At 68.3% G+C, this 22,934-nt stretch carries 22 protein-coding genes and 1 riboswitch; of the genes, 14 read left to right on the forward strand and 8 right to left on the reverse strand.

What is annotated here, in order from left to right; all coding sequences use genetic code 11:
• Window positions 1–7: 7 nt before the first annotated feature.
• The 8 genes from EX88_RS0103460 (at window position 8) to EX88_RS0103500 (ending at window position 6,891) form a co-directional block, all read left to right on the forward strand.
• Window positions 8–1,213 (forward strand): DesA family fatty acid desaturase, encoded by a 1,206-nt coding sequence (locus EX88_RS0103460; RefSeq protein WP_031370614.1) that lies wholly within the window; start codon window positions 8–10, stop codon window positions 1,211–1,213.
• Between the two features lie 446 nt (window positions 1,214–1,659).
• Entirely contained in the window at window positions 1,660–1,830 is a 171-nt protein-coding gene (locus tag EX88_RS26445; protein WP_161786072.1) for a hypothetical protein, read from the forward strand.
• Between the two features lie 12 nt (window positions 1,831–1,842).
• A complete protein-coding gene (locus tag EX88_RS26450) occupies window positions 1,843–2,016 on the forward strand; it encodes a hypothetical protein (protein ID WP_161786073.1) in 174 nt (57 codons plus the stop codon).
• A gap of 207 nt (window positions 2,017–2,223) precedes the next feature.
• Window positions 2,224–2,562 (forward strand): hypothetical protein, encoded by a 339-nt coding sequence (locus tag EX88_RS0103475; RefSeq protein WP_031370615.1) that lies wholly within the window; start codon window positions 2,224–2,226, stop codon window positions 2,560–2,562.
• Window positions 2,563–2,725: 163 nt separating this feature from the next.
• On the forward strand, window positions 2,726–3,544 hold the full coding sequence (locus EX88_RS0103480) for a kanamycin nucleotidyltransferase C-terminal domain-containing protein (RefSeq protein WP_031370616.1): 819 nt from the start codon (window positions 2,726–2,728) through the stop codon (window positions 3,542–3,544).
• Between the two features lie 162 nt (window positions 3,545–3,706).
• The gene (locus tag EX88_RS0103490) at window positions 3,707–4,705 is read left to right on the forward strand and encodes a hypothetical protein (RefSeq protein ID WP_031370617.1); all 999 of its coding nucleotides are present in this window, start codon (window positions 3,707–3,709) and stop codon (window positions 4,703–4,705) included.
• On the forward strand, window positions 4,702–5,451 hold the full coding sequence (locus EX88_RS0103495; RefSeq protein WP_036147951.1) for an ABC transporter ATP-binding protein: 750 nt from the start codon (window positions 4,702–4,704) through the stop codon (window positions 5,449–5,451). Before EX88_RS0103490 ends, EX88_RS0103495 begins: the two co-directional genes overlap by 4 nt.
• A gap of 567 nt (window positions 5,452–6,018) precedes the next feature.
• A riboswitch (glycine riboswitch) is annotated at window positions 6,019–6,125 on the forward strand.
• A gap of 160 nt (window positions 6,126–6,285) precedes the next feature.
• Window positions 6,286–6,891 carry a trimeric intracellular cation channel family protein gene (locus EX88_RS0103500; RefSeq protein WP_031370619.1) on the forward strand — a complete coding sequence of 202 codons (606 nt, stop codon included), beginning with the start codon at window positions 6,286–6,288 and terminating at the stop codon, window positions 6,889–6,891.
• Window positions 6,892–6,922: 31 nt separating this feature from the next.
• Here the strand turns inward: EX88_RS0103500 and EX88_RS0103505 are convergent, their stop codons facing one another.
• The 3 genes from EX88_RS0103505 to EX88_RS0103515 form a co-directional block, all read right to left on the reverse strand.
• Window positions 6,923–7,510: a uracil-DNA glycosylase family protein gene (locus tag EX88_RS0103505; protein WP_031370620.1), complete on the reverse strand. Its 588-nt coding sequence runs from the start codon at window positions 7,508–7,510 to the stop codon at window positions 6,923–6,925.
• Window positions 7,511–7,689: 179 nt separating this feature from the next.
• On the reverse strand, window positions 7,690–9,354 hold the full coding sequence (locus tag EX88_RS0103510; RefSeq protein WP_031370621.1) for an MFS transporter: 1,665 nt from the start codon (window positions 9,352–9,354) through the stop codon (window positions 7,690–7,692).
• Between the two features lie 82 nt (window positions 9,355–9,436).
• Window positions 9,437–10,849, reverse strand: coding sequence for a DcaP family trimeric outer membrane transporter (locus EX88_RS0103515; RefSeq protein ID WP_051884394.1), 1,413 nt, complete (start codon window positions 10,847–10,849; stop codon window positions 9,437–9,439).
• A gap of 301 nt (window positions 10,850–11,150) precedes the next feature.
• Between EX88_RS0103515 and acs the strand changes: the two genes are divergently transcribed.
• On the forward strand, window positions 11,151–13,103 hold the full coding sequence (gene acs, locus EX88_RS0103520; protein WP_031370623.1) for an acetate--CoA ligase: 1,953 nt from the start codon (window positions 11,151–11,153) through the stop codon (window positions 13,101–13,103).
• Between the two features lie 271 nt (window positions 13,104–13,374).
• Here the strand turns inward: acs and EX88_RS0103525 are convergent, their stop codons facing one another.
• Window positions 13,375–13,755, reverse strand: a complete 381-nt coding sequence (locus tag EX88_RS0103525) for an endonuclease domain-containing protein (protein ID WP_031370624.1) — start codon at window positions 13,753–13,755, stop codon at window positions 13,375–13,377.
• Between the two features lie 116 nt (window positions 13,756–13,871).
• Between EX88_RS0103525 and EX88_RS0103530 the strand changes: the two genes are divergently transcribed.
• The 4 genes from EX88_RS0103530 (at window position 13,872) to EX88_RS0103545 (ending at window position 16,646) form a co-directional block, all read left to right on the forward strand.
• On the forward strand, window positions 13,872–14,540 hold the full coding sequence (locus tag EX88_RS0103530; RefSeq protein ID WP_031370625.1) for a response regulator transcription factor: 669 nt from the start codon (window positions 13,872–13,874) through the stop codon (window positions 14,538–14,540).
• 68 nt (window positions 14,541–14,608) lie between these two features.
• Window positions 14,609–15,073: an SRPBCC family protein gene (locus EX88_RS0103535; protein ID WP_036147953.1), complete on the forward strand. Its 465-nt coding sequence runs from the start codon at window positions 14,609–14,611 to the stop codon at window positions 15,071–15,073.
• 133 nt (window positions 15,074–15,206) lie between these two features.
• The gene (locus tag EX88_RS0103540; RefSeq protein WP_031370627.1) at window positions 15,207–15,710 is read left to right on the forward strand and encodes a hypothetical protein; all 504 of its coding nucleotides are present in this window, start codon (window positions 15,207–15,209) and stop codon (window positions 15,708–15,710) included.
• Window positions 15,711–15,845: 135 nt separating this feature from the next.
• Window positions 15,846–16,646, forward strand: a complete 801-nt coding sequence (locus tag EX88_RS0103545; protein ID WP_031370628.1) for an SDR family NAD(P)-dependent oxidoreductase — start codon at window positions 15,846–15,848, stop codon at window positions 16,644–16,646.
• 12 nt (window positions 16,647–16,658) lie between these two features.
• Here the strand turns inward: EX88_RS0103545 and EX88_RS0103550 are convergent, their stop codons facing one another.
• From EX88_RS0103550 to EX88_RS0103565, 4 genes are all read right to left on the reverse strand, one after another.
• Window positions 16,659–16,946: a hypothetical protein gene (locus tag EX88_RS0103550; RefSeq protein ID WP_031370629.1), complete on the reverse strand. Its 288-nt coding sequence runs from the start codon at window positions 16,944–16,946 to the stop codon at window positions 16,659–16,661.
• A 356-nt stretch (window positions 16,947–17,302) separates the two neighbouring features.
• On the reverse strand, window positions 17,303–17,614 hold the full coding sequence (locus tag EX88_RS0103555; protein WP_031370630.1) for a hypothetical protein: 312 nt from the start codon (window positions 17,612–17,614) through the stop codon (window positions 17,303–17,305).
• Window positions 17,615–17,780: 166 nt separating this feature from the next.
• A complete protein-coding gene (locus EX88_RS0103560) occupies window positions 17,781–20,267 on the reverse strand; it encodes a S8 family peptidase (protein ID WP_031370631.1) in 2,487 nt (828 codons plus the stop codon).
• A gap of 182 nt (window positions 20,268–20,449) precedes the next feature.
• A complete protein-coding gene (locus EX88_RS0103565; protein WP_031370632.1) occupies window positions 20,450–21,826 on the reverse strand; it encodes a S8 family peptidase in 1,377 nt (458 codons plus the stop codon).
• 210 nt (window positions 21,827–22,036) lie between these two features.
• Here EX88_RS0103565 and EX88_RS0103570 point away from each other — a divergent pair, with 210 nt between their 5' ends.
• Window positions 22,037–22,876, forward strand: coding sequence for a DUF6689 family protein (locus EX88_RS0103570; protein ID WP_031370633.1), 840 nt, complete (start codon window positions 22,037–22,039; stop codon window positions 22,874–22,876).
• Window positions 22,877–22,934: the final 58 nt, after the last annotated feature.

Genomic DNA, 22,934 nt, shown 5'->3' on the forward strand with positions numbered 1-22,934 from the left:
TTTCGAAATGCCCGCTTCCCTGATCGATTTCCTTGCCGGCGGCCTGGTCCAGGCCGGCTTCTGGGAACTCGCCGTGTACTTCCTCGCGGTCACCCAGCTCACCATCATGTCGGTGACGCTGTACCTGCATCGCTCGATGGCGCACCGCTCGGTCGATTTTCATCCCGCGCTGGCGCACGTGTTCCGTTTCTGGACCTGGCTGACCACCTCGATGATCACCAAGGAGTGGGCGGCGATCCATCGCAAGCACCACGCCAAGTGCGAGACCGAGGAAGACCCGCACAGTCCGCAGTTCAAGGGCATCGACACGGTCATGTGGCGCGGCGTCGAGCTTTACCGCGAAGCGCGCGGCGAGCGCGAGGACATCGAGAAATACGGCAAGGGCTGCCCGGACGACTGGATCGAACGCAAGCTCTATACGCCGCATGCGACCTTCGGCCCGACCTTGCTGCTGTTCATCAGTTTCGTCCTGTTCGGCTTCGCCGGCGTGGCGATCTGGGCGCTGCAGATGGTGTGGATTCCGTTCTGGGCCGCCGGCGTGGTCAACGGCCTCGGCCATTGGTGGGGCTATCGCAATTTCGAGACCACCGACACCGCGACCAACCTGACCCCGTGGGGCTTCTGGATCGGCGGCGAAGAGCTGCACAACAACCATCACGCCTTCCCGAGCTCGGCCAAGTTCGCCCTGCGCAAGTGGGAGTTCGACATCGGCTGGGCGGCGATTCGCGGCCTGCAGGCCGTGCGCCTGGCCAAGGTGCTGCGCGTCGCGCCGACCCTGGACGTGCGCCCGAACATCGCCATGCCGGACACCGAAACCCTGCGCGCGTTGCTGGCGATCCGCTTCCAGGCGATGACCGACTATTACCGCAGCGTGACCCTGCCGACCCTGCGCGAAGAAGCCGCGCACGCCGGCGACCGCATGCGCACCCTGCCGCGTCGTCTGCGCAAGGGCCTGGCCGACGGCGGCCGCTGGCTCGACGACGGCGCGCGTGCGCGCTTGCAGAGCTGGATCGACGAGCGGCCGCGCATGGCGACCTTGGCCGAATTCCGCCAGCGCCTGGCGCAGGTGCTCGACGACCGTTCGCACGATGCGCAGGCCACCTTGAACCGTCTGCACGCCTGGTGCGTCGACGCCGAGGCCAGCGGCATCCAGTCGCTGCAGGCGTTCTCCGCGCGCATGAAGGGCTACGCGCTGGCGCCGGCGCGCCACTGAGCGTTCGAAGCCGGTTCGCCGGTTGGGTCGTTCCAATAAGAACCCGCGCAGCGATGCGCGGGTTTTTTATTGCCGCACATGCAGCGCGCCGTGCAGGCCGCGGCGGCTCGGCCGCCGCCCTGCGCGGCAGCCTCTTCAGGACCGCGACGCCCATCAGCATTTGCCGCCCGGCGAGGGTGTAGCGTGCGCAGGAATGGAGTCGCCGCGCCGGACCGCGTCCCGCGCCGCATAAGGAGATGCCGCATGCGCAGGGACATCGCTGCCCGAGACATCGCTGCTCGGACCATCGCCGCCGTCCGCGCGCCGCTTCCGATTCCCTCTTTCCTGCCTGCCCGTGCCGCCCTGGGCCGTACGGGATCGACGTCATTGCAAGGACGAACCCGCCACCCGTGAACGCGCCGCGCGCCAGGGACGGGGCCGCGCTTCAAGCAAAGGAGACAGAACAGATGAAGGTATTCCGTAGCAAGCGCATCAAGCTGCTCATGCTGGCCTCGTTGTTCGCTGCCGGCATCGGCTTCGGCGTGGCCCAGGCCGACAGTCCCTACCGCGAAGGCTGCCCGCCGAAGGCCGGCTGCAAGTACGGCGGCCAGCGCGTCGGTTGCTGCATGCTGCCCTGAGGATCGCGAACCATGAGGACTTTTCGCAGCACCCGCGTGAAGTACCTGGCGATCGCCGCGCTGTTCGCCGCTTCGGTCGGTTTCGGCGCGGCCCAGGCCGACAACAAGTACGCCGAGGGCTGCGCGCCCAAGGCCGGCTGCCAGTTCGGCGGCAATCGCTTCGCCTGCTGCATGGACGATTCCTGATCCGAGGCGGTCGATGATCCGTGCGCGACCGGCCTTGCGCCGTGCGCACCCGTGTTGCCGGCGTCGCCTGCGCGCCGCCGGCAACCCTGATCGGCCGAGTCGGCAGCGCAGGATCCCGCGATCCGCGGCCCGGACTTGCCTGGCGCCGCCGCCCGCGTCAGGCTGCGCGGCAAAGCCGCCGTTCCCGGCGCCACCCGGTTCCCGTGCATGCGCCGACTGATTGCGATCGCGTTCTGTATTCCGTTCGTCTGCGCGGCGCAGCACGTCGCCTCGACCGGCGACTATTTGTCGCGCATGGACGGCGACCAGGACGGCAAGATCTCGCTGCTCGAGTACCAGGACTGGCTCAGTTACGCCTTCGACGCGATGGACGCCAATCGCGACGGCCAGTTGGATGCGCAGGAGCAGCCCGCGAGCGGCCGCGGCGCACGCGCCGCGCTGTCGCGCGAGCAGCATCGCCTGACCCTGGCCGAGCGTTTCGGCAAACAGGACCGCAACCGCGACGGCTGGCTCGACGCGCGCGAACTGGCCTCGCCCCCGCAGTGATCGCCGGCCTGAACGGCTCGCTGGGCCGAGGCGAACGCTAAGGTCACGAGCGTCGCGTTTCCGGTGCGTTGCGCGATGCGCATCCGGCGAATTCTCCGCAGCCCGTCGCATTGCCCGGATTGCGCAATTGCCGCCGCTGCGCCGCGCGTGATACCTAGTCGCGATGAATTACGCATTGCCCCGCGGCGAACTGGATACGCTGTTCGCCGGCCCCCAATCGGTCACTTCCGAACAACGCCGCGAACTGGCCGAACTGATCGTCGAACGACTGCGCCAGGTCCATGGCGAACGCCTGCTGGCGGTCGCCATGTACGGCTCGACCGCGCGCGACGGCGACGGCCCGTACTCGGACATCGAACTGTGGGCGGTGCTCGACGACGACGCCCTCGGCGCCGACTACGACGAAACCCTGGAATGGGTGCACGGCCGCGGCAAGGCCGAGCTCAACCTGATGTCGCGCACCGCCATCGAGGCCTACGCGCGCGAAGTCGACGAAGGCTGGGCGCTCAGCCACGGCCAGTTCGTGCATGCGCGCGCGCTGTGGATCGCGCCCGACCACGGCGCCCTGGTCGAGACCTTGCGCTCGCTCGCCGCGCATCCGAACGATGAGGCGGTGGACGCGGCCTTGGCCGAAATCGTGGTCGGCGAGCTGTACGAACTGGTCGGCAAGCTGCGCAATCGCTATGCGCGCAAACCGCTGTCCCTGCTCGCCTGCGAGTTCGCCCAGCACCTGGCCTGCCTGATCGGCCTGGCCGAGCGGCACGTGTTCGCATCGAGCGGAACCATGTTCGACGAGGCCGCCGACCTGCCCGGGCCGGACGGCGCGGCGCAATTGTTCGGCCTGGTGGGCCAGGGCGATCTGCGCGACGAAGTGGTGCTGAGCATGGCCGTGGAGCGAGTCTGGACCGGCCTGGAGGAATGGGCGCACGCCGCTTCCTTGAACGACGCGCTGGAACTGCGCTGCGCCGCGTCGGAGCGCTGAGCGGCGCCGATCCGGTACAGTCCGCATCGTCGATGGGACCGCTGCGGGGCGGCTTGGGCGTGCTCACATCGGCGCGACGCGCGCGTCGCGGCCTTGATCCCGCGCAGTGCCGTCGACCATGCCGATTCCGGCTTCGCGAATGATCGACGAGGGCCTCACACCATGGGCCGACTGCTGCACCCTTGGTTCGCCGAAGCGCGCCTCGTCGCCGCGCGCGGCGGCGCATGGCGACGCGGCCGGACCCTGTCGACGGCCGCCGCCGCGGCGATCGTCTTGCCGTTGCTGCTGCGTGGCTGGGGGGGCGATGCCGCGGCCCTGGCCGAGGCCCTGCCGCGCCTGATCGAACGTTTGCCGCTGCCGTTCGGTCTGCTCGCCATCGCTACGGCGTATGCGGTCGCGCGCGGACGCTCGATCGCGCTCGATGAGTACCTGCGCCTGGGGTGGTGGGCGGCGGCGCCGATCGAGCCGTCGCGGGCCACGCGCAGCCTGGTCTTGCTGGCCGGCCTGGCGACGCTGGCGGCGATGGCATTCGCGGCGACCGTGCTCGCCGCTTGCGGTGGCGACCGCGCGAGCCTGCGCGCCGCCTACTGGGTCGTCGACGGCGGGCTCGCGCTCGGCGCCGTGCTGGGCCTGTTCGCGGCCCTGCGCCATCGCCGCCATCCGGCGCAGCGTTTGCGCGAAGGCGCGCGCCTGCCGGTGTTCGGCCTGGCCTGGCTCGACGATGCGCGACTGCCGCACCTCAGCGACTGGCAACGGCGCGAAGGCGTGTTGCGTTGGCGCCGTGGCGGTCACGCCTGGATGATCGGCGCGGTGCTGTTCGGCCTGCCGAGTTCGACCGGTGCGAGCAGCGGCATCGGCGTGTTGCTGATCGCCATCGCGCTGGCCTGGTTCAGTCTGATCCTGCAAGCCTGCGTCGCCGCGACGCTCGATGCCGACGCCTTGCTGGCGAGCACGCCGCGCGCGCCGCATCGACTGGCGCAGGCGGCCTGGCGGTATCCGGCCTTCGCCTTGCTCTGCGCCCTGGCATTCGCGAGCGTCGGTGCCGCGCTGTTGGCGCTGACCTGGCGTGCTGCGCCGGTATTGCTCGCGATTGTGCTCATCCTTTCATCGCCGGCGCTGCTTGCGCTGCGTCCCCTCCTTCACCGGCCTTTGTCGCGATGACCGTCCTGCTCGAACTCGAAGGCCTGCAGCACCGCTATGACGAGCACGCGGTGCTGCACGGCATCGATCTGCGCTTGCAGGCTGGCGAATTCGCCGCGCTGATCGGTCCGAACGGTTCCGGCAAGACCACCCTGCTGCATTGCCTGGCCGGGCTGCAGCGGGCGAGCGCGGGGCGCGTGTTGATCGGCGGCCACGACCTCGCCCGCGCACCGCTGCAGGCGCGGCGCCTGCTCGGCTTCGCAGTCGACCCGGCGCGTCTGCCGCCGTTGTTGACCGGTCGCGAATGCCTGCGTCTGTTCGCCGGTACGCGCGAGCTCAGCGAAATTCCCGCGCCGACGCTGGCCCTCGCCGAGATCCTGGCGCTGGCGCCGATGCTGGATCGCCGCATCGGCCAGTACTCGCTCGGCACCCGCCAGAAACTGGCGATCGCGCTGGGTCTGCTCGGTGAGCCGCCCTTGCTGGTGCTCGACGAACCGCTCAACGGCCTCGACCCGCTCAGCGCCTACGCACTCAAGCGCCATCTGCAGCAGCTAGCTCACGATCGCGGCACCGCCGTGTTGCTGGCGACCCATTCGCTCGACGTCGCCGAGCGCTTCATCAGCCGCGCGCTGTTGCTGATGGACGGCCGTTTGCGTCGCGATTGGCCGGCCGGCGAGCTCGATGCGATCCGCGCCGACCCGCAGCGGTCGCTGGAGCAGTCGATGGTCGAGGCCTTGGCGGACGATCGGCCGGCGGATGCGGAGTAGTTTGGGGCAGCGGCGCGACGTCATCGTCTTACGGCCGGTGGCGTCGTCGATGCCATTGCGCGGTCGCGGCTCACGCCGGTCCTATCCAAGAGCGACGCCGCTTCAAGGGTAGGAGCGGCGCGAGCCGCGACCGCGATACCGCAACCGCCCGCGCAACCTGCCCGGCCCCGCAATGAACCCGCCAGCCGAGTCCCCCTTCGGAAAAGGGGGGCAAGGGGGGATTGGCGACAGCGCCGCAGTTCTTATGTCACCGCCGAGCCCAACGTCATCGTCCTACGGCCGCTCGCGTCGTCGACACCATTGCGCGGTCGCGGCTTGCGCCGCTCCTACCCAAGAGCGACGCCGCTTCAAGGGTAGGCCCACGGGGATTTCCTTCGGTCGCAAGCCGCGACCGCGATCCCGCAAACATCGGCGCTACCGATGAGCCCCGGTTTGGATGCGCCACCCGACTGCTACCATGCCCCCGTTGCAGAAGAGTGGCGCCGGCCGAAGGCCGCTGCCCGCCGAAGGCGCAGGCTCCCATAATCGTTCAGGCTCGGCCCTTCATCGGCCGGAACACTGCAACGAACACGCCGATCTGGAGAGAGGCCGCGACGCGGCCCACCGAAGGGGCAAGCGGCCGCTGTCGCGACAGCGCGCCGCCCAAACTCTCAGGTAAAAGGACAGCGGGAGCGGCACCGCGGCCTTCGGGCCACGGAGACAGGCAAGCGCATGCGGCTCACGGCCGCGCCTGCGCTTGCCGTGCTGTCCGGCCGCTCGTCCTCATCGCAGCGGCGCGTCCGCGTCTTCGTGCCCGGCCGCGGTTCATTCGTGCCCGCCCGACGGAGAACCGCCGTGTTGCTGCAACTGATCTATCTCATCGCCATCAGCGCCGAAGCCATGACCGGCGCGCTCGCCGCCGGCAAGCGGCGCATGGACCTGTTCGGCGTCGTCATCATCGCCAGCGTCACCGCGCTCGGTGGCGGCTCGCTGCGCGACATCGTGCTCGGCCACTACCCGCTCGGTTGGGTGCGGCATCCCGAGTACCTGGGCTACACCATCGGCGCGGCGATCGCCGCGACCTTCCTGGCCAAGAGACTGCACCGCTTGCGCCGCGCCTTCCTCTGGCTGGATGCGCTCGGCCTGATCGCCTTCACCCTGATCGGCTGTTCGGTCGCGCGCGAAGGCGGGCACGCCCCGGTCATCGTCGTCATCGCCGGCATGTTGACCGGCGCGTTCGGCGGCGTGTTGCGCGACGTGCTGTGCAACGAGATCCCGCTGGTGTTCCAGCGCGAGTTGTACGCGGTGATTTCGCTGCTGACCGGCGTGGCCTATCTGGCGATGCTGCGCTTCGGCGTCGCCGAGAACCTGGCCGTGCTGCTCTGTCTCGGCGGCGGTTTCTCCTTCCGCCTGTTGGCGATCCGCTACGAGTGGGAGATGCCGAAGTTCGTTTATCAGTGAGCGTCGGCGCAGCCTGCGCTGCAGAGCGCGCTCAAGCGTCTTCGGACAGCGCCTGCGCGACGCGTTCGCGGATGGCCGGCACCAGCTCGCGTTCGAACCAGGGGTTGCGCTTGAGCCAGAGATTGTTGCGCGGGCTCGGATGCGGCAGCGCCACCGTATGCGGCCAGCGCTCGCGCCAGGACGCGACCGCGGCGGTCAGCGTGCCGCCGGCGCCGGGCAGGTGATAGGCCTGCGCGTACTGGCCGATGACCAGGGTCAGGCGCAGCCGCTGGAACTGCGCCAGCAGACGCCGGCGCCAGGCCGGCGCGCACTCGGGGCGCGGCGGCAGGTCGCCGGACTTCGCGGTGCCGGGATAGCAGAAGCCCATCGGCAGGATCGCCACCTGGTCAGCGTCGTAGAAGCGTTCGCGATCCAGGCCGAGCCAGGCGCGCAGGCGTTCGCCGCTGGCATCGTCGAAGGGCAGGCCGCTCGCGTGCACCTTGCGGCCGGGCGCCTGTCCGGCGATCAGGATGCGCGACTGCGCGCTCATCTGCAGCACCGGCCGCGGGCCATCGGGCAGATGCGCGGCGCACAGCCTGCACGCGCGAACGTCGGCGAGCAGGGCGGCAAGGGATTCCATCGGCATCGGTTCCGGCAAGGAGGCAGCGGCGGTCGGGTTTGCGCGTGCAAGCCGCGGCCGAGTGTTGGTCGCGGCGCGAAACCCTGTCAAGCCGCGAACCCGCAGCGCAGGGCGGCAGCGCAAAAGACGACGCCGGCGCTAGGCCGGCGTCGTCTTTGCAGCGCTAGTGGGCGGAGAGATTATGCAGTGATGTCGCGGTCCTTGGTTTCCGGCAGGAACAAGGCGCCGATCACCACCGTCATGGCGGCGACGATGATCGGATACCACAGGCCGCTGTAGATGTTGCCGGTGGCGGCGACGATGGCGAACGCGGTGAACGGCAGGAAGCCGCCGAACCAGCCGTTGCCGATGTGGTACGGCAGCGACATCGAGGTGTAGCGGATGCGGGTCGGGAACAACTCGACCAGCCAGGCGGCGATCGGGCCGTAGACCATCGTCACCAGCAGCACCAGGAAGGTCAGCAGCGCGATCACCATCGGCTTGTTGATCTGCGCCGGGTCGGCCTTGGCCGGATAGCCCGCGGTCTGCAGCGCTTCGGTCAATTGCTTGCCGAAGGCTTCCGACTGCGTCTTGAAGGCGGCGCCGTCGAGCGATTCGCCTTCGAAGCTGCTCAGGCTGGCGCCGCCGATGCTGACCGTGGCGACGCTGCCGGCCGGGCCGGCCGCGTTGACGTAGGGAATGCCCTTCTTGGCCAGCGCCGACTTGATGATGTCGCAGGACTGCTTGAAGGTCGCCTTGCCGACCGGGTCGAACTGGAACGCGCAACGATCCGGATCGGCGGTGACGGTGACCGGCGATGCCGCGACCGCGGCTTCCAGCGCCGGGTTGACGTTGTGGGTGAGCGCCTTGAACACCGGGAAGTAGGTGAACACCGCGATCAGGCAGCCGGCCAGCACGATCTTCTTGCGGCCGATCTTGTCCGACAGCCAGCCGAAGAAGATGAAGCCGCCGGTGGCCAGGGCCAGGGCGATCGCGATGAAGATATCGGCCTGGTTCGGGTCCATGCCGAGGGTCTTGGTGAGGAAGAACAGCGAGTAGAACTGGCCGCCGTACCAGACCACGGCCTGGCCGGCGGTGGCGCCGAGCAGGGCGAACAGGGCGATCTTGCCGTTCTTGGAGAAGAAGCTCTCGGTGATCGGCGCCTTGGAGGTCTTGCCTTCGGCCTTCATCTGCTGGAACAGCGGCGATTCGGCCAATTGCATGCGGATCCACACCGACACGCCGAGCAGGATCACCGAGAACCAGAACGGGATGCGCCAGCCCCAGGACTCGAAATCTTCCTTGCCGAGGTAATTGCGGCAGGCCCAGATCACCAGCAGCGACAGGAACAGACCGAGCGTCGCGGTGGTCTGGATGAAGCTGGTGTACAGGCCGCGCTTGCCGTTGGGCGCGTGCTCGGCGACGTAGGTCGCCGCGCCGCCGTACTCGCCGCCGAGCGCCAGGCCCTGCAACAGCCGCAAGGTAATCAGAATGACCGGCGCGGCGATGCCCAGGGTGGCGTAACTGGGCAGGATGCCGACCAGGAAGGTCGCCAGGCCCATGATCACGATGGTGACCAGGAAGGTGTACTTGCGTCCGATCATGTCGCCGAGGCGGCCGAACACCAGCGCGCCGAACGGCCGCACCGCGAAACCAGCGGCGAAGGCGAGCAGGGCGAAGATGAACTGGCTGGTCTCGTTCAAACCGCCGAAGAACTGCTTGCCGATGATCACGGCGAGCGAACCGTAGAGGTAGAAGTCGTACCACTCGAACACGGTGCCGAGGCTGGAAGCGAAGATGACCTTCTTGTGGTCCTTGGTCAGCGGCGCGGTGTGCGGCGCTGCGTTTGCGGTGATGCTGGACATGTCTGTTCCCCCGAACAGTGGAGAGGAGCGGGCCGGGGCCCGCCGGGGTAATTCTTTCTATGTTGCTGTCGCGACTTTCCGATCAGAAGCTGTACTTGACGTGGGTCTGCAGGCGGTTGATCTCGCCGCGGTCGCCGCTTTCGATCTCGCGCTGGCCCCAGATGTACTCGGCACCCAGGTCGAGTTTCGGGATCGGGGTATAGATCAGGTTGATGTGGGCCGATTGCGCCGACTTGGTGATGCCCAGGCCGGTCAATGCGGTCTTGTTGTCGTATTCGGCGCGCGAATAGAACAGGTTGCCGCGCAGCTTCGGGGTGAACGCGTGGCGCCAGCCGACGAAGCCCGAGACCAGGTCGATGTTCTCCAGGTCGCCGCTGGCGTCGAGCACGGCATCGTTGTTGAGCGCCAGGCCGACGTAGCGGCCGATGCCGCTGCCGGTGGTGATCATGTAGCGCAGGTCGTCCTTGGCGCCGAGGTTCCACTTGCCCGACAGGCTCAGGCCGTAGCCGGTGTTGCTGTCGTTGATGCGACCGGACTGATACTTGAGCTGGCGGGCGAGCGCGCCGACGCTGAAGTGGCCCCAGTCGCCCTTGGCGGTGTAGCGCGCGGTCACGTCCGGCACCGCGCCGTCGTCGCCGGCGACCTGGGCCATGTTGCCGCGGAACGGCGTGTACACGGTTTCCGGGTTTTCGATCGAGAACGACCACGGGCCGCTGGTGTAGCGCAATTGCGCCTGGCGCACGAACACCGTGCCCTCGGTGGGGCCGAGGAAGTCGACCGTGTCCGGCAACGCCGCGGTGTCCTGGAAGTTCGACCAGGCCTGGCCGGCCATCCACTTGTTCCAGGTCACGTAGGCCTGGCGCAGTGTCAGCGCGTAAGTGTTGGTGGCGACCTCGCTGCCGGTGAAGGCGGTGCTGCCGCCGCCGTAGAGGTCGAATTCCAGATAGCCCTTGAGCTTGTCGCCGCTTTCCAGGTCGGTGTCGGCGGCGAACCAGAAGCGCGAGAAGTTCGCGCCCATGTCGGTGTCGCTGCCGCCTTCGCGGGTGGCCGCGCCGCCGACCGGAATCGCCTTGGGCACGTAGAACAGGCGTCCGACCGAACCGTCGGCGATGTCGCCGTCGTTGGTCTGGGTGACCGAGGCGTCGAGCTTGATGAAACCGCCGTAGCTGAAACGGGTGCCGGGGTTGCCGGCGGTCGAGATCGGCGTGCTCTGGATGCCGGGCTTGGCCGGCGTCGCCGCGACCGCGGCCGGCGCGGCGGCCTGTGCGGCCTTGACCTCGGTGACCTGGGTCTGCACCTGCTGCTGTTGTGAGACCAGTTGCTGGACCATGCGTTCGAGTTCGGCGACGCGCGTTTCTAGTTCTTTTTCCTTTGCCGTCTGCGCGAAAGCCAGGCCGGGCAGCGCCAGGGCGACCAGCAAGGCCGCGGCCAGGGGCCGCCGTCGCATCGCCGCGCGCCGCGGTGCCGTGCGTGTGAGCACACTAGTGAACGTCATGATTCCCTCCCGAGGAACGCCGCGCGGTACGTGCGGCTGCGGCCAGCCTGCGCGCGGCCGAGACGGCTTCACCATTCGCCATTGGTCGTAACGGCGCGATTCAGTTCTCCATTTACGGCCAAGTTACGACCAAGGTCTAAATGGGTGCCGCAGCGGCGGTCGCGATGAATGCGGCAAACTGGGAAGCCCGACGGGTCGAGGGCGGGGATTGCGGATTCGGGATTCGTAAGCTGCGATGATGGCTTGGTCGATTCTCGAATCCCCAATCCCGAATCCCAGCCGTCTTACGGAGCCCCCACTCATGACTCACCCCGTCACCGTCTACCCGACCGACGCGGACTTCGCTGCGAAGTCGCGCTACCGGCGCGAAGACTACGAACGTCTCTACGCCGAATCGGTCGCCGACCCGGACGCGTTCTGGGGCGGCGTGGCCAAGCGCCTGGACTGGTTCAAGGCGCCGACCAAGATCAAGAACGTCAGCTTCGATCTGGCCGACTTCCACATCCACTGGTACGAGGACGGCGAGCTCAACGCCAGCGTCAACTGCCTCGACCGCCATCTGGCCGAGCGCGGCGACAAGACCGCGCTGCTGTTCGAGCACGACGACCCGAGCCTGCCGGCCGAGCACATCAGCTACCGCGAGCTGCATGCGCGCGTGTGCCGCCTGGCCAATGCGCTGCGTAACCTCGGCGTCAAGAAGGGCGACCGCATCACCATCTACCTGCCGATGATTCCCGAGGCCGTGGTGGCGATGCTCGCCTGCGCGCGGGTCGGCGCGATCCACTCGGTGGTGTTCGGCGGCTTCGCCCCGAACTCGATCGCCGACCGCGTCGCCGACTGCGCCAGCAAGCTCGTCATCACCGCCGACGAAGGCCTGCGCGGCAGCAAGAAGATTCCGCTCAAGGCCAACGTCGATGCGGCCCTGAAGCTGCCCGGCACCAACTCGGTCGAAACCGTGCTGGTGGTGCGCCACACCGGCGCCGCGGTCGACATGCAGATGCCGCGCGACCGCTGGTACGACGCAGTGGTCGAAGGCCAGCCGGAAACCTGCGAGCCCGAGCGCATGAACGCGGAAGACCCGTTGTTCATCCTCTATACCTCCGGCAGCACCGGCAAGCCCAAGGGCGTGCTGCACACCACCGGCGGTTACCTGGTCTATGCCAGCTTCACCCACGAGGCGGTGTTCGACCTGCGCGAAGACGACATCTACTGGTGCACCGCCGACGTCGGCTGGGTCACCGGTCACAGTTACATCGTCTATGGCCCGCTCGCCAACGGCGCCACCGCGCTGGTGTTCGAGGGCGTGCCGAACTATCCGGACGTGTCGCGTTTCTGGAACGTGATCGACAAGCACAAAGTGAGCGTTTTCTACACCGCGCCGACCGCGATCCGTGCGCTGATGCGCGACGGCGACGAGCCGGTCAAGAAGACCTCGCGCGCCTCGTTGCGTCTGCTCGGCACGGTCGGCGAGCCGATCAACCCCGAAGCCTGGCGTTGGTATTACGAGGTGGTCGGCGATTCGCGTTGCCCGATCGTCGACACCTGGTGGCAGACCGAGACCGGCGGCATCCTGATCACCCCGTTGGCCGGCGCGATCGACCTCAAGCCCGGTTCGGCGAGCAAGCCCTTCTTCGGCGTGCAGCCGGCCCTGGTCGACGCCAACGGCGGCGAGCTCGCAGGCGAGGCCGAAGGCAATCTGGTGCTGAAGGATTCCTGGCCGGGGCAGATGCGCACCGTCTATGGCGACCACCCGCGTTTCATCGAGACCTATTTCAAGACCTACCCCGGTAGCTACTTCACCGGCGACGGCTGCCGCCGCGATGCCGACGGCTACTACTGGATCACCGGGCGCGTCGACGACGTCATCAACGTCAGCGGCCACCGCATCGGCACCGCCGAAGTCGAGAGCGCCCTGGTCTCGCACCCCAAGGTCGCCGAAGCGGCGGTGGTCGGTTTCCCGCACGACCTCAAGGGCCAGGGCATCTACGCCTACGTGACCCTGATCGCCGGCGAAGCGCAGAACGACGAATTGCGCAAGGAACTGGTGGCCTGGGTGCGCAAGGAGATCGGCCCGATCGCCACGCCCGACCATCTGCAGTGGGCGCCGGGCCTGCCGAAGACCCGTTCGGGCAAGATCATGCGCCGCATCCTGCGCAAGATCGCCGAGAACGCGCCGGATCAGTTGGGCGACACCAGCACGCTCGCCGACCCGTCGGTGGTCGAGAGCCTCGTGAGCGAGCGACTGGGGCGGTAAGCGCGCGTTGCCAGCGGGCACGGCCGTTGTGCGGCCGTGCCGATGGGGTAACAGCAACAGCAACAGCAACAGCAAATCCCCCCTGCCCCCTTTTCAAAGGGGGGACAGCAACAGCACGGCAACACCAATGCCAGCGCCAGCTTGAGCATGAGCTAGCAAAGCGAGGCTCCCCGTGGCCTCACTCGTGAATCACCCAGTCGATGAATCACCGCCTATCGCCTCCCCCCTTTGAAAAAGGGGGGTAGGGGGGATTTGCTTCGGCTTTTTGCCTTCAATCGTGACTCACGATCCCAGGCAAACGCTCGGACACGACGCGATATATCTCCTCCATCACCGCAGCCGTTTCCCTGAGCACTTGCAGGTTGTCGAACCGGATTACCTGCAACCCCAGCCTCTCCAACGCAGCCGTCCGCCGCGCATCCGCCGCCAGGCCTGAATCGGTGGCGTGCTGCGAGCCATCGACTTCGACGATCAGCCCCGCCGCCGGCGCATAAAAGTCGACCATATAACGCAGCAACGGCTTCTGCCGGTAGAACTGCACGCCGAGCATCTGCTTGCGCCGCAACAGCCGCCACAACCGCTGTTCGGCGGCGCTGGCGTCGCCTCGCAGGCGGCGCGCGGGCGTTTTGAGACTGGGTTCATACGAATGCATACCCACATTTCACCCGCCTTCACCCATCGTCCAATAGCGGACGAACCCCCTGTACGACGTAAGATTCCTGCCATGTACGTCGTCCGCAGCACCCTTCCCCCGACCAGGCCCGCCCCATGCCGACCCTGCTGATCGCCGACGACCACCCGCTGTTCCGCGAAGCCTTGCGCGGCGCGGTCGCGCGGGTGCTGCCGGACGCGGCCCTGCGCGAAGCCGACAGCGTCGATGCGCTGTACGCGCTGGTCGAGGCCGAATCCGACGCCGATCTGTTGCTGCTCGACCTCAACATGCCCGGCGCGCAAGGCTTCAGCGCGCTCGTGCATCTGCGTGCGCTGCATCCGCAGTTGCCGATCGTGGTGGTGTCGGCGCGCGAGGAGCCGGCGACGATGCGCCGCGCGCTGGATCATGGCGCGGTCGGTTTCATTCCCAAGTCCGCCGACGCGGCGACGCTCGGCGCGGCGCTGACCACGGTGCTCGACGGCGACCGTTGGGCGCCGGCCGCCGCCTTCGCCGCGCCGGCCGCGAATGCCGACGAACACGAAGCCGCGCAACGCCTGCGCGACCTCACCCCGCAGCAGTTCCGCGTTCTGCAGATGCTCGGCGCCGGCCTGCTCAACAAACAGATCGGCTACGAACTCGGCGTCTCCGAAGCGACGGTCAAGGCCCACGTCACCGCGATCCTGCGCAAGCTCGGCGCCAACAACCGCACCCAGGCGGTGCTGATCGCCGGCCGTCTCGCCCTCGATCCCAGCGCGATCGTGCCGCCGCCGGAAGAGGTCGAGTAAGCGGGTTCACCGGCGACCACCGCTCGCCGCTTGCGCGCACTCGAACCGTCGCAGGGAATCCGCAGACGATGGACGGCCACCCGAGTTTCCCCGACCAGGTAACCAAAAGCATCGACATCCAGGCCGCGCCGACGACGGTATGGCAGGCGCTGACCGATCCTGTGCGCATGCCGGCGTGGATGTCGGAGGAGACGCTCGAAGTCGTCACCGACTGGGCCATCGGCAGCCCGATCGTGATCCGCGGCGTGTTGCACGGACGGCTGCGCTTCGAGAACAGCGGCATCGTTCGCGTCTTCGAAGCCGGGCGCGTCCTCGAATACAGCCATTGGAGCTCGCTGTCGCGGCGAGCGCTCGCCGACGCGCCCGAGAACCACGTCGGCATCGCATTGCGGCTGCATCCGAGCGACCACGGCACGCGACTCGAGCTGAGCCTGAGCAATCTCGGCCACTATGCGGTCTACGGCCACATGAATTTCTACTGGGAAGTCACCCTGGCGGTGCTCAAGCGTTACTGCGAAGCCCAGGCGCGGTAACGAGCGTCCGTTGCGCGGCCACGCTCGCCGCCCGTCGGCGCGATGCGAGTTGCCGCGGACGGCCATTGAATCGGCAACGCAGCTGCCGGCATAGTCGCGCCATCAATGGACCGCCATCGAGAAAGGAAGCGGCATGAATCGCTCGACCCGCTGGATGCTGTCGTTGGCGATGCTCGTAATCGCGCTGCCCGCAGCCGCGCAGGACATCGAATGCGACTTCGACCAGGACTATCTGGCCAAGCGCATGCAACAAATCGCCGCGCGCCACGGCGGCCGACTCGATGCCGCCACCGGCACCGCCATCTGGAAACTGCGCAACGGCGAGACGGTCACGGTCGCCAGCGGCGGTTGCCTGCATTACGGCACGACGGTGAGTCTGGTCTATGCGCCCGGCGCGTCCGCACCTTCCCGTGAAGTCGCCATCGAGCGCCTGTTCGCCGCGGTCTCGAAGTACTGGCAGCCGGCGGCTGCACGCCGTCTGCAGGCTTTGGTGCAGGCCGGCGCGTATGCAACCAAGACCTTGGACGACGGCAGCATCGAACTGGTCGGCTCGCTCGACCCGGGGGAAAGTTTTTCGTTCGAATATCGCCTCATCCTCGGCAAGCACGAGGTGCGGATCAGCTGGGAAGAAGCCTGATCCGCGAAACCGCAACCCGCGCACAAACTTGAAAACCGCGCGGCGCGGGTGTTAGCTGGCCGCCTCAATGCGCCGCCGCGCAGTCGCGGTCGGCGCGCACGCGCGACGATCGCGATGCGGTTCAACGGAGGCGCAATGAAGCGGGAACTCGAAGGCAAGGTCGCGGTGATCCACGGCGGTGGCGGCGCGATCGGCGGCGCGGTGGCGCGTGCGTTCGCGCGCGAAGGCGCTCGCTTGTTCCTCGCCGGCCGTAGCCAGGCGCGTCTCGATGCGGTCGTGACGGACATAGCGGACGCCGGCGGCGTGGCCGAAAGCGCGCAGGTCGATGCGCTCGATGCCGGTGCCGTCGAGCGCCACGCCGAGGCGGTCGCGGCGAAGGCGGGCGCCATCGATATCGTTTTCAACGCGGTGGCCTTCGTGCACGTGCAGGGCGTGCCGTTCGCCGAACTGCCGCTGGCCGACTTCGAGTATCCGGTCCACTCGTACATCCGCTCCAACTATCTGACCGCACAGGCGGCCGCGCGCCACATGGGCGAACGCGGCGGCGTCATCCTGAGCCTGGTCACGCCGGTCGCGCGCATGACCGGTCCCGGCTATCTGGGCCATTGCGTCGCCTGCGCCGGTGTCGAAGCGATGTCGCGCCATCTCGCCGGCGAACTCGGCGGGCGCGGTATTCGCACCGTCTGTCTGCGTTCGCATGCGATCCCCGAAGCGCTGGACGCGGGTTCGCACAGCCGCGAGGTGTTCCAGCCGCTTGCCGACCAGGCCGGCATCTCGGTCGAAGCGATGCTGCAGGGCGCGGCCGAGAGCACCCTGCTCAAGCGTTTGCCGACGCTCGCCGACATCGCCGGCAGCGCGGTCTACGCGGCTTCGGATCGCGCCTCGGCGATGACCGGCGGCATCCTCAATCTCACCGGCGGTTTCCTGGTGGATTGAAACGCGGGCGACTCAGGGCTCGTCGCGTTGCGCATCCGGCGCCCACACCACGCCGAGCGCGCGTATGCCGAAACCGGACACGCGCTGTACTTCGCGCCACGGGTCCAGCGAGGTGTCGAATTCGATGATCTCGTAGGAGCGGCCGCAGGTGCGCCAACCCGTGCACGGCGCGATGTTCGGCGCCTGGTCCCAGGGAATGCCCGACAAGCGCCGTAACTCCACCCACGCCTCGGCCAGCGAGCCGTGTTGGCTCAGCGATTGCGCGTGATCGGTGTCTTCGATGATGAAGCGCGTCGCCATGATGTCGATGCGTGCTACCCAGAGAGTGGGACTGCGGGGCAAGACCGGGCAGTCGGGCCGGCCTTCCCCAAGGCCGACGATCCCGCGGCATCGTAGCCGGGCTCATGCGTCAGGACAAATCGCCCTGCGTCGCTGTCCTCGCGAACCGCGAGCGGGACTGGAGATCAACCGCGGCGGCAAGATCGCGATCGCGAAAACCCGGATCGCGATCACACCCGGCTACGGCGCCTGCGCACTCGTGCGACACGAAGCGCGATGGCGCGCCCGCTTGCGATGGCGGCTCAAGGAAAGCAGCGGTGCGCGCGACGAGGCGTGCGTACTGCGAACACGGACGACGACGTCCTCGCAACCAGACGCTAGGGCAGGGTGAACTTGCGCATCGCGCGCAGCGGCCACAGCGAAGTGAAGCGCGCACCGCCGACCAGGCGATGCGCGGCCGACATGCCCTGGATCAGGCCCAGGCGTTCCAGCACGTCCTTGGCGCGGCGGAAGCTATGGCGCGGGTCGGCGGTCAGCATGAACAGATTGATCTCTTTCGCGCTGACGTCGTAACCCTCCAGCTCGACCGTATCGCCCAGCGCGGCCTTCAACTCGGCCTCGATCGTCGCCAGGAAGGCCTCGTCGGCCAGGGACTTGCGCCAGAACTTGATGATGAGTTGATGATCCATCCGCCGATTGTAGGCGCAACCGCGAACGGCGCGATCTGCCCGTGCCGCAATGCCGATGCGCGATCGCGTCGCGCGCCGCGTTGCAGTCGTAATGCCGGATGCGGCCGACAGCAAAGCGGCCCGGTTTCCCGGGCCGCTCGTCAAACTTCCCTGCCTGCCTCGCAGCTCAGTCCTGGGCGCTCTGGTAGGCGACCAGGTAACGGCCTGCGGCGACCGCGAAGGCGGCGCGGGTCACCGTCTTGCCGGGGTCGAAGTAGGCGTGCAGGGTCGGCTGCAGGTCGAACGGCCCCTGGGTGACGGCGAAGCGCGCGTTGATCAGGCCGCGGTCGAGGGCCAACTGCACGTAACCGCGCAGGCTGGCCGGGATCGACGCCGCATCGTCGACGGCAATGCGCTTGCCGTCGTAGAACGCGGTCAGCTGGCCGTTGAACGCGCGCGCTTCGCTCTGCAAGGCCAGGCTCTGCACCAGCGAATAGGCCAGGCTGACCCGGCTGACGCTGTCGTTCGGGCGGAACGCGCCGTTGAGCGTGCCCATCACGCCGTCCTGCGACTGGCTCAGGTCGCGCAGTGCGCCGCCGTTGGCGACCGCGGATTCGGCATAGGCGTAACGCGCGTCGCCGGGCGAGAGGTCGCTGAAGCTGGAGCGGCCGTTGAACGGCAGGTACTGGCGCACGCTCTGGCCCATCAACAGGTATTGCGCCAGTTCGCTGCGCTTGAGCGTGGCATCGGGGCGGAACTGCTGGTCCGAGTAACCGTCGACCAAGCGGTTGGCGACGGCGAATTCGATCGCCGAGCGCGCCGGGTGGGTGGCGACATCGCCCATGCCGGTGTAGCCGCCGCTCTTGAGGAAACTGATTTCGCCATCGACCGTGCCGGGCAGGCCGTAGCCGTTGGTGACCTTGGCCGGGTCGAGGTTGGTGCCGGACACCGAGCCGACGCCGCGCACGCTGACCTTCCACAGGCCAGGCTTGCCGGGCGCGCCGGTGGTGACGGTGTCGCCGAGCACCGGCAGGGCGATCGAGGAGCCGTACTTGATGCCGTCCGGATCGGTCAGCACCACCGCCAGCGTGTTCTCGCCGATGGTGGCGCGGGCCGCGACCCAGGCGATGTCGCTGGCGACGGTGAAGCTTTGTTCCTCGACCGTGCCGACCGGTGCGAAGTCGACCGAGAACGGCAGGTTCGGCACGCCGCCGGACAGGATCGCGTTGGCGTTGAACGCACGCAGCGGGTTGACCGTGGCGCCGAAGCCGTAGCGCAGCGCGGCGGCCTCGGCGACCGCGGTGTAGGCGTTGACGTGGCCGGCACCGGCTTCCCAGGCCAGGCGGCCGGTCATGTTGGTCGAGGTGCGCTCGAGGATGTCCTTGATCTGCGCCGGGGTCAGGTTCGGATTGGCTTCCAGCATCAGCGCCACGATGCCGGCGACGTGCGGCGTCGCCATCGAGGTGCCGCTCATGTGGGTGTAGTGGGCCAGATAGGCCGGCGCCAGGGTTTCGGCGTCGTGCTGCGCTTCGGTCGCCGGCAGGGCGCCGGTCAGCGCGCGCGTGGAGACGATGTCCACGCCCGGCGCGACGATGGTGGGCTGGTTGACGTAGGTCCACTGGCGGCCGTCGGGCATGGTGAAGCTGCCGCTCTCGCCGCGCTTGCCGCGCGAGGAGAAGCCGGTCAGCACGCCGTCCTTCTCGCCGGCGCCGACCGAGATTACCCACGGCGCCTGTGCGTAGGGGTTGTGGGTGTCTTCGCCGGGGCCGTCGTTGCCGGCGGCGAACACGCTGACGATGCCGCGCTTGTACAGCTCGTAGGTCGAAACGTTGACCGGGTTGAGCGGATCGAACTTGCCGCTGCTGCCCCAGGAGTTGCTGGTCACGCGGATCGGGTGATCGAAGCTGAACTGCTTGGTCGCGGCGTAATCGAGGCCGCCGACCGCATCGAGGATCAGCAGCACCGCACCCGAGCCGTAACCGACCAGGTCCGCGCCCGGCGCCACGCCGCGGTACAGGCCGTTGGAGCGGGCGCCGTTGCCGCCGATGGTGCCGGCGCAATGGGTGCCGTGGCCGGAACCGAGGTCGGTGTTGATCACGCCCTCGGTGTAGGAGATCGGCAGCATCGAGTCGAGCGAGTTGAGGTTGGTGGTGCCGAGGGTGTTCTCGACCACGTGCTCGCGGAACTTGAGGTCGTCGTGGGTGGCGTCGATGCCGGAGTCGTTGACCACCACGGTGACGCCGGCGCCGCTGAACGGCACGGCGCGCACGTAGTCGCCGGGGTTGTCGACGGTGCGGGCGGCGCCGGTGATCTCGCGCGCTTCCTTGTTGAAGTAGCGCAGCGGCGCATTCCAGTAGATCGAGGCGACGTCGTCGCGCTGGGCCAAGGCGCGGATCTCCGCCGGCGTCGCCAGGGCGCCGGCGATCGGCAGGGTCCGCATGGTCACGCCCTGGTCGATGCCGAGCGCGCGCAGCGCCGCGACCTGGGCCGGGGTCACCGGGCTGGACTGCTTGTAGCTGACCACCACCTGCAGCGGCTCGGTGCCGGCGACGGCGGCCATGCGCTTGAGCAACTGCGGGTCGAGGTGGGCGTCGGCCAAGGCGACGCCGCTGGCGAGTACGCCGACGGCGATGGCGCAGACGCGGAAGGTCTTACGGGGAATTCGCGATGACATGGTCGAATGGCTCCGGAAACGCCCAGGACGTGAGGCGTGTCCGGAGTATTCGCAGCCGCCCGGGGCGATCGCATCGGGACTTCCCCCTAACCCGGCTGGGGAGAAACCCTCAGGTGCCGAGGGCCGAGCAAGGCCGTGCGACGGCCCCTACCGCGCTGCCGCGGCAGGGGCCTGCCGCCGTGCTACAGCCCCTGTGCGACCTGGGCCGCCTCGTAGGCATCGACATGACCGCTGCCGACCTCGTAAGGCTGGCGTCCGGCCATCGGGTCGGCGGTGGATTGCAGCACCTGCTTGACCTCGAGCGGGCTCAGCCCGGGGTTGGCCTCGAACAGCAGCGCGACGATACCGGCGACATGCGGCGTCGCCATCGAGGTGCCGCTCATGTGGGTGTAGAACGGCGCCTGCAGGCCGAGGGCGGCATCCTGCGGCGTGGCTAACAAGGGCAAGGCGCCGGTCAAGGCGCGCGCGGACACGACATCGACGCCGGTCGCGACCAGGCTCGGCTGGTTGACGTAGGTCCAGTGCGAGCCGTCGCTCATGGTGAAGCTGTCGCTTTCGCCGCGCTGGCCGCGCGAGGAGAAGTCGGCCAGCGTGCCGTCCTTCTCGCCGGCGCCCACCGAGATCACCCACGGCGCCTGCGCGTAAGGGTTGTGGGTGTTTTCGGCCGGGCCGTCGTTGCCGGCGGCGAACACGCTGACGATGCCCTTCTTGTACGCCGCATAGCTGGCGAGGTTGACCGGGTCGGTGGGGTCGAAGGCGCCGCTGCTGCCCCAGGAATTGGAGATCACCTTGATCGGCGAATTGAACGCGTGTTGCTTGGCGATGGCGTAGTCGAAGCCGCCGACCGCATCGAGGATCGAGATCACCGCGCCGGAACCGTAGCCGACCAGGTCGGCGGCCGGGGCGACGCCGCGCTGCTGGCCGCCCGAACGCGCGCCGCTGCCGCCGACGCTGCCGGCGCAATGGGTGCCGTGGCCGGAGCTGAGGTCGGTATTGAGTTGGCCTTCCAGGTAAGTCGCCGGGCCGAAACCGGTCACCGAAGCCAGGTTGGTCAGCGCCTGTACGTTCTCGACCACGTGGTTGCCGAATTTCAGGTCGTCGTGAGTGGCGTCGATGCCGGAATCGTTGACCATCACGGTGACGCCGCGACCGGTGTAGCCGAGCGAGGGCGCCGCCTGCAGGCGGTCGACGCCGGACAGACGGCGCGCGTCGGCGTTGTAGTAGCGCAGGCTGCGGTTGAAATGGATCGCGGCGATATCGTCGCGTTGCGCGAGGGCGCGGATCTGCGCCCCGGTCGCCAGGGCGCCGGCGATCGGCAGGCTGCGCATGCGGATGCCCTTGGCGATGCCGAGCGCCTGCAGAGCGGCGACCTGGCCGGTCGTGACCGGGCCGGTTTGCTTGTAGCTGACCACGATCTGCAGCGGCTCGTTCGTGGCCGTCGAATTCAGCTTCGACAGCAACTGCGGATCGAGCCGGGCCTCGGCCAGGGCCAGGCCGCTGCTCAGCAGGCCCAAAGACAGGGCGGACAGTTTCAGTGCCTTGCGACGAGTGCGATTCATGCGAGCGAAGACTCCCTAATGACCCGATGGCCGTGTCGGCCGAACATGAACCGGCCGCGGCGGTCGGGGCATCCGGGATTCCCTTCAGCGGCAAGCGCGGAAAACCCCCAGTCAGCTTCCTGGGGACGGCGCTGAGGGAAATCCCCTAGAGACACACGTCACATTTCGGTTTAGCCTGCCTCTCCGCGTGGTCGTACGCCGGAGTAAGCGATGGGGAAGTTGGCGTTGGCGTCGAGGCTGCTGGCAGCCGCCGCCCTGTTCGTATCCAGCGCGGTCGCATCGGCGCAATCGTTGCCGGTCACCGTCAACGCTTCCGGCAACACCGCCACCATCGTGGTCGGCGATCCCACCCAGCCGGTCGCCGACCTCACCCTGACCTTCGACGATGCCAGCGGCCTGCAGGCGTCCAGCCTGGGGGTCAGCGCCCAGCTGGTCAGCCTCAGCGACAGCGCCCTGCTCGCGCGCCTGCCTGGCCTCGGCCTGACCCCGCTCGACCCGGCCTTTCCGCTGCTGATCACCATCGAGCCGCCGGCGCTCGGCGGGCTCAGCTTCCGCCGCAGCGTGCGGGTCGAGGTGCATACCCATGCGCTGAGCTACAGCGCGGGCAGCTCGTATCGTTTGTTCAAGGCCCCGCTGGGCGGCAACTTCCGCGACATCTCCGACGAAATCGCTCCGGGCAGCGTGCGCGCGCGCGGCACCACCGGCGGTTTCTCGCAGTTCCTGGTGCTGTCGGACCTGCGCGCCACCGGCAGCGTGATCGCCCAGAAGATCGCCTGGCTGCGCGCCCGTGTCGATCAACTGCCCTTGGCCGAGCAGGCGGCGTTCGATGCCTGGCTCGACACCGTCGCCACCGCCGTCGCCGCGGCCGAGTACGCCGATGCGATCGCGGCGCTGGATGCGTTCCGCGCCCGCGCCGTCGCCCGCGCCGGCAGTCCGCTCGCCGACCAGTGGCGCGCCGCCCGCGACCTCGACAACCATGCCGGCGAACTGATCGCGGGGGCCGCGACGCTGAAGTTCAGCGTCGCCTACCTGCGCGACTTCGGCCAATAAGCACACCGCGTCATCGGCGGCTTGCGCTTTGCGCCGTCGCGCCTGCCTTTCCCGCATC

The organism is Lysobacter antibioticus (assembly GCF_000731095.1).
Taxonomy (GTDB): domain Bacteria; phylum Pseudomonadota; class Gammaproteobacteria; order Xanthomonadales; family Xanthomonadaceae; genus Lysobacter; species Lysobacter antibioticus_B.

Bases quoted from the DNA above. Each gene is read 5' to 3' on its own strand.
- EX88_RS0103460 (WP_031370614.1), top strand. From the start codon at position 8: ATGCCCGCTTCCCTGATCGATTTCCTTGCCGGCGGCCTGGTCCAGGCC.
- EX88_RS0103490 (WP_031370617.1), top strand. From the start codon at position 3,707: ATGGGCCGACTGCTGCACCCTTGGTTCGCCGAAGCGCGCCTCGTCGCC.
- EX88_RS0103510 (WP_031370621.1), bottom strand. From the start codon at position 9,354: ATGTCCAGCATCACCGCAAACGCAGCGCCGCACACCGCGCCGCTGACC.
- acs (WP_031370623.1), top strand. From the start codon at position 11,151: ATGACTCACCCCGTCACCGTCTACCCGACCGACGCGGACTTCGCTGCG.
- EX88_RS0103560 (WP_031370631.1), bottom strand. From the start codon at position 20,267: ATGTCATCGCGAATTCCCCGTAAGACCTTCCGCGTCTGCGCCATCGCC.
- EX88_RS0103555 (WP_031370630.1), bottom strand. From the start codon at position 17,614: ATGGATCATCAACTCATCATCAAGTTCTGGCGCAAGTCCCTGGCCGAC.
- EX88_RS0103515 (WP_051884394.1), bottom strand. From the start codon at position 10,849: ATGACGTTCACTAGTGTGCTCACACGCACGGCACCGCGGCGCGCGGCG.
- EX88_RS0103475 (WP_031370615.1), top strand. From the start codon at position 2,224: ATGCGCCGACTGATTGCGATCGCGTTCTGTATTCCGTTCGTCTGCGCG.
- EX88_RS26445 (WP_161786072.1), top strand. From the start codon at position 1,660: ATGAAGGTATTCCGTAGCAAGCGCATCAAGCTGCTCATGCTGGCCTCG.
- EX88_RS0103525 (WP_031370624.1), bottom strand. From the start codon at position 13,755: ATGCATTCGTATGAACCCAGTCTCAAAACGCCCGCGCGCCGCCTGCGA.
- EX88_RS0103495 (WP_036147951.1), top strand. From the start codon at position 4,702: ATGACCGTCCTGCTCGAACTCGAAGGCCTGCAGCACCGCTATGACGAG.
- EX88_RS0103480 (WP_031370616.1), top strand. From the start codon at position 2,726: ATGAATTACGCATTGCCCCGCGGCGAACTGGATACGCTGTTCGCCGGC.
- EX88_RS0103570 (WP_031370633.1), top strand. From the start codon at position 22,037: ATGGGGAAGTTGGCGTTGGCGTCGAGGCTGCTGGCAGCCGCCGCCCTG.
- EX88_RS0103565 (WP_031370632.1), bottom strand. From the start codon at position 21,826: ATGAATCGCACTCGTCGCAAGGCACTGAAACTGTCCGCCCTGTCTTTG.
- EX88_RS0103505 (WP_031370620.1), bottom strand. From the start codon at position 7,510: ATGGAATCCCTTGCCGCCCTGCTCGCCGACGTTCGCGCGTGCAGGCTG.
- EX88_RS0103545 (WP_031370628.1), top strand. From the start codon at position 15,846: ATGAAGCGGGAACTCGAAGGCAAGGTCGCGGTGATCCACGGCGGTGGC.
- EX88_RS0103535 (WP_036147953.1), top strand. From the start codon at position 14,609: ATGGACGGCCACCCGAGTTTCCCCGACCAGGTAACCAAAAGCATCGAC.
- EX88_RS0103540 (WP_031370627.1), top strand. From the start codon at position 15,207: ATGAATCGCTCGACCCGCTGGATGCTGTCGTTGGCGATGCTCGTAATC.
- EX88_RS26450 (WP_161786073.1), top strand. From the start codon at position 1,843: ATGAGGACTTTTCGCAGCACCCGCGTGAAGTACCTGGCGATCGCCGCG.
- EX88_RS0103550 (WP_031370629.1), bottom strand. From the start codon at position 16,946: ATGGCGACGCGCTTCATCATCGAAGACACCGATCACGCGCAATCGCTG.
- EX88_RS0103530 (WP_031370625.1), top strand. From the start codon at position 13,872: ATGCCGACCCTGCTGATCGCCGACGACCACCCGCTGTTCCGCGAAGCC.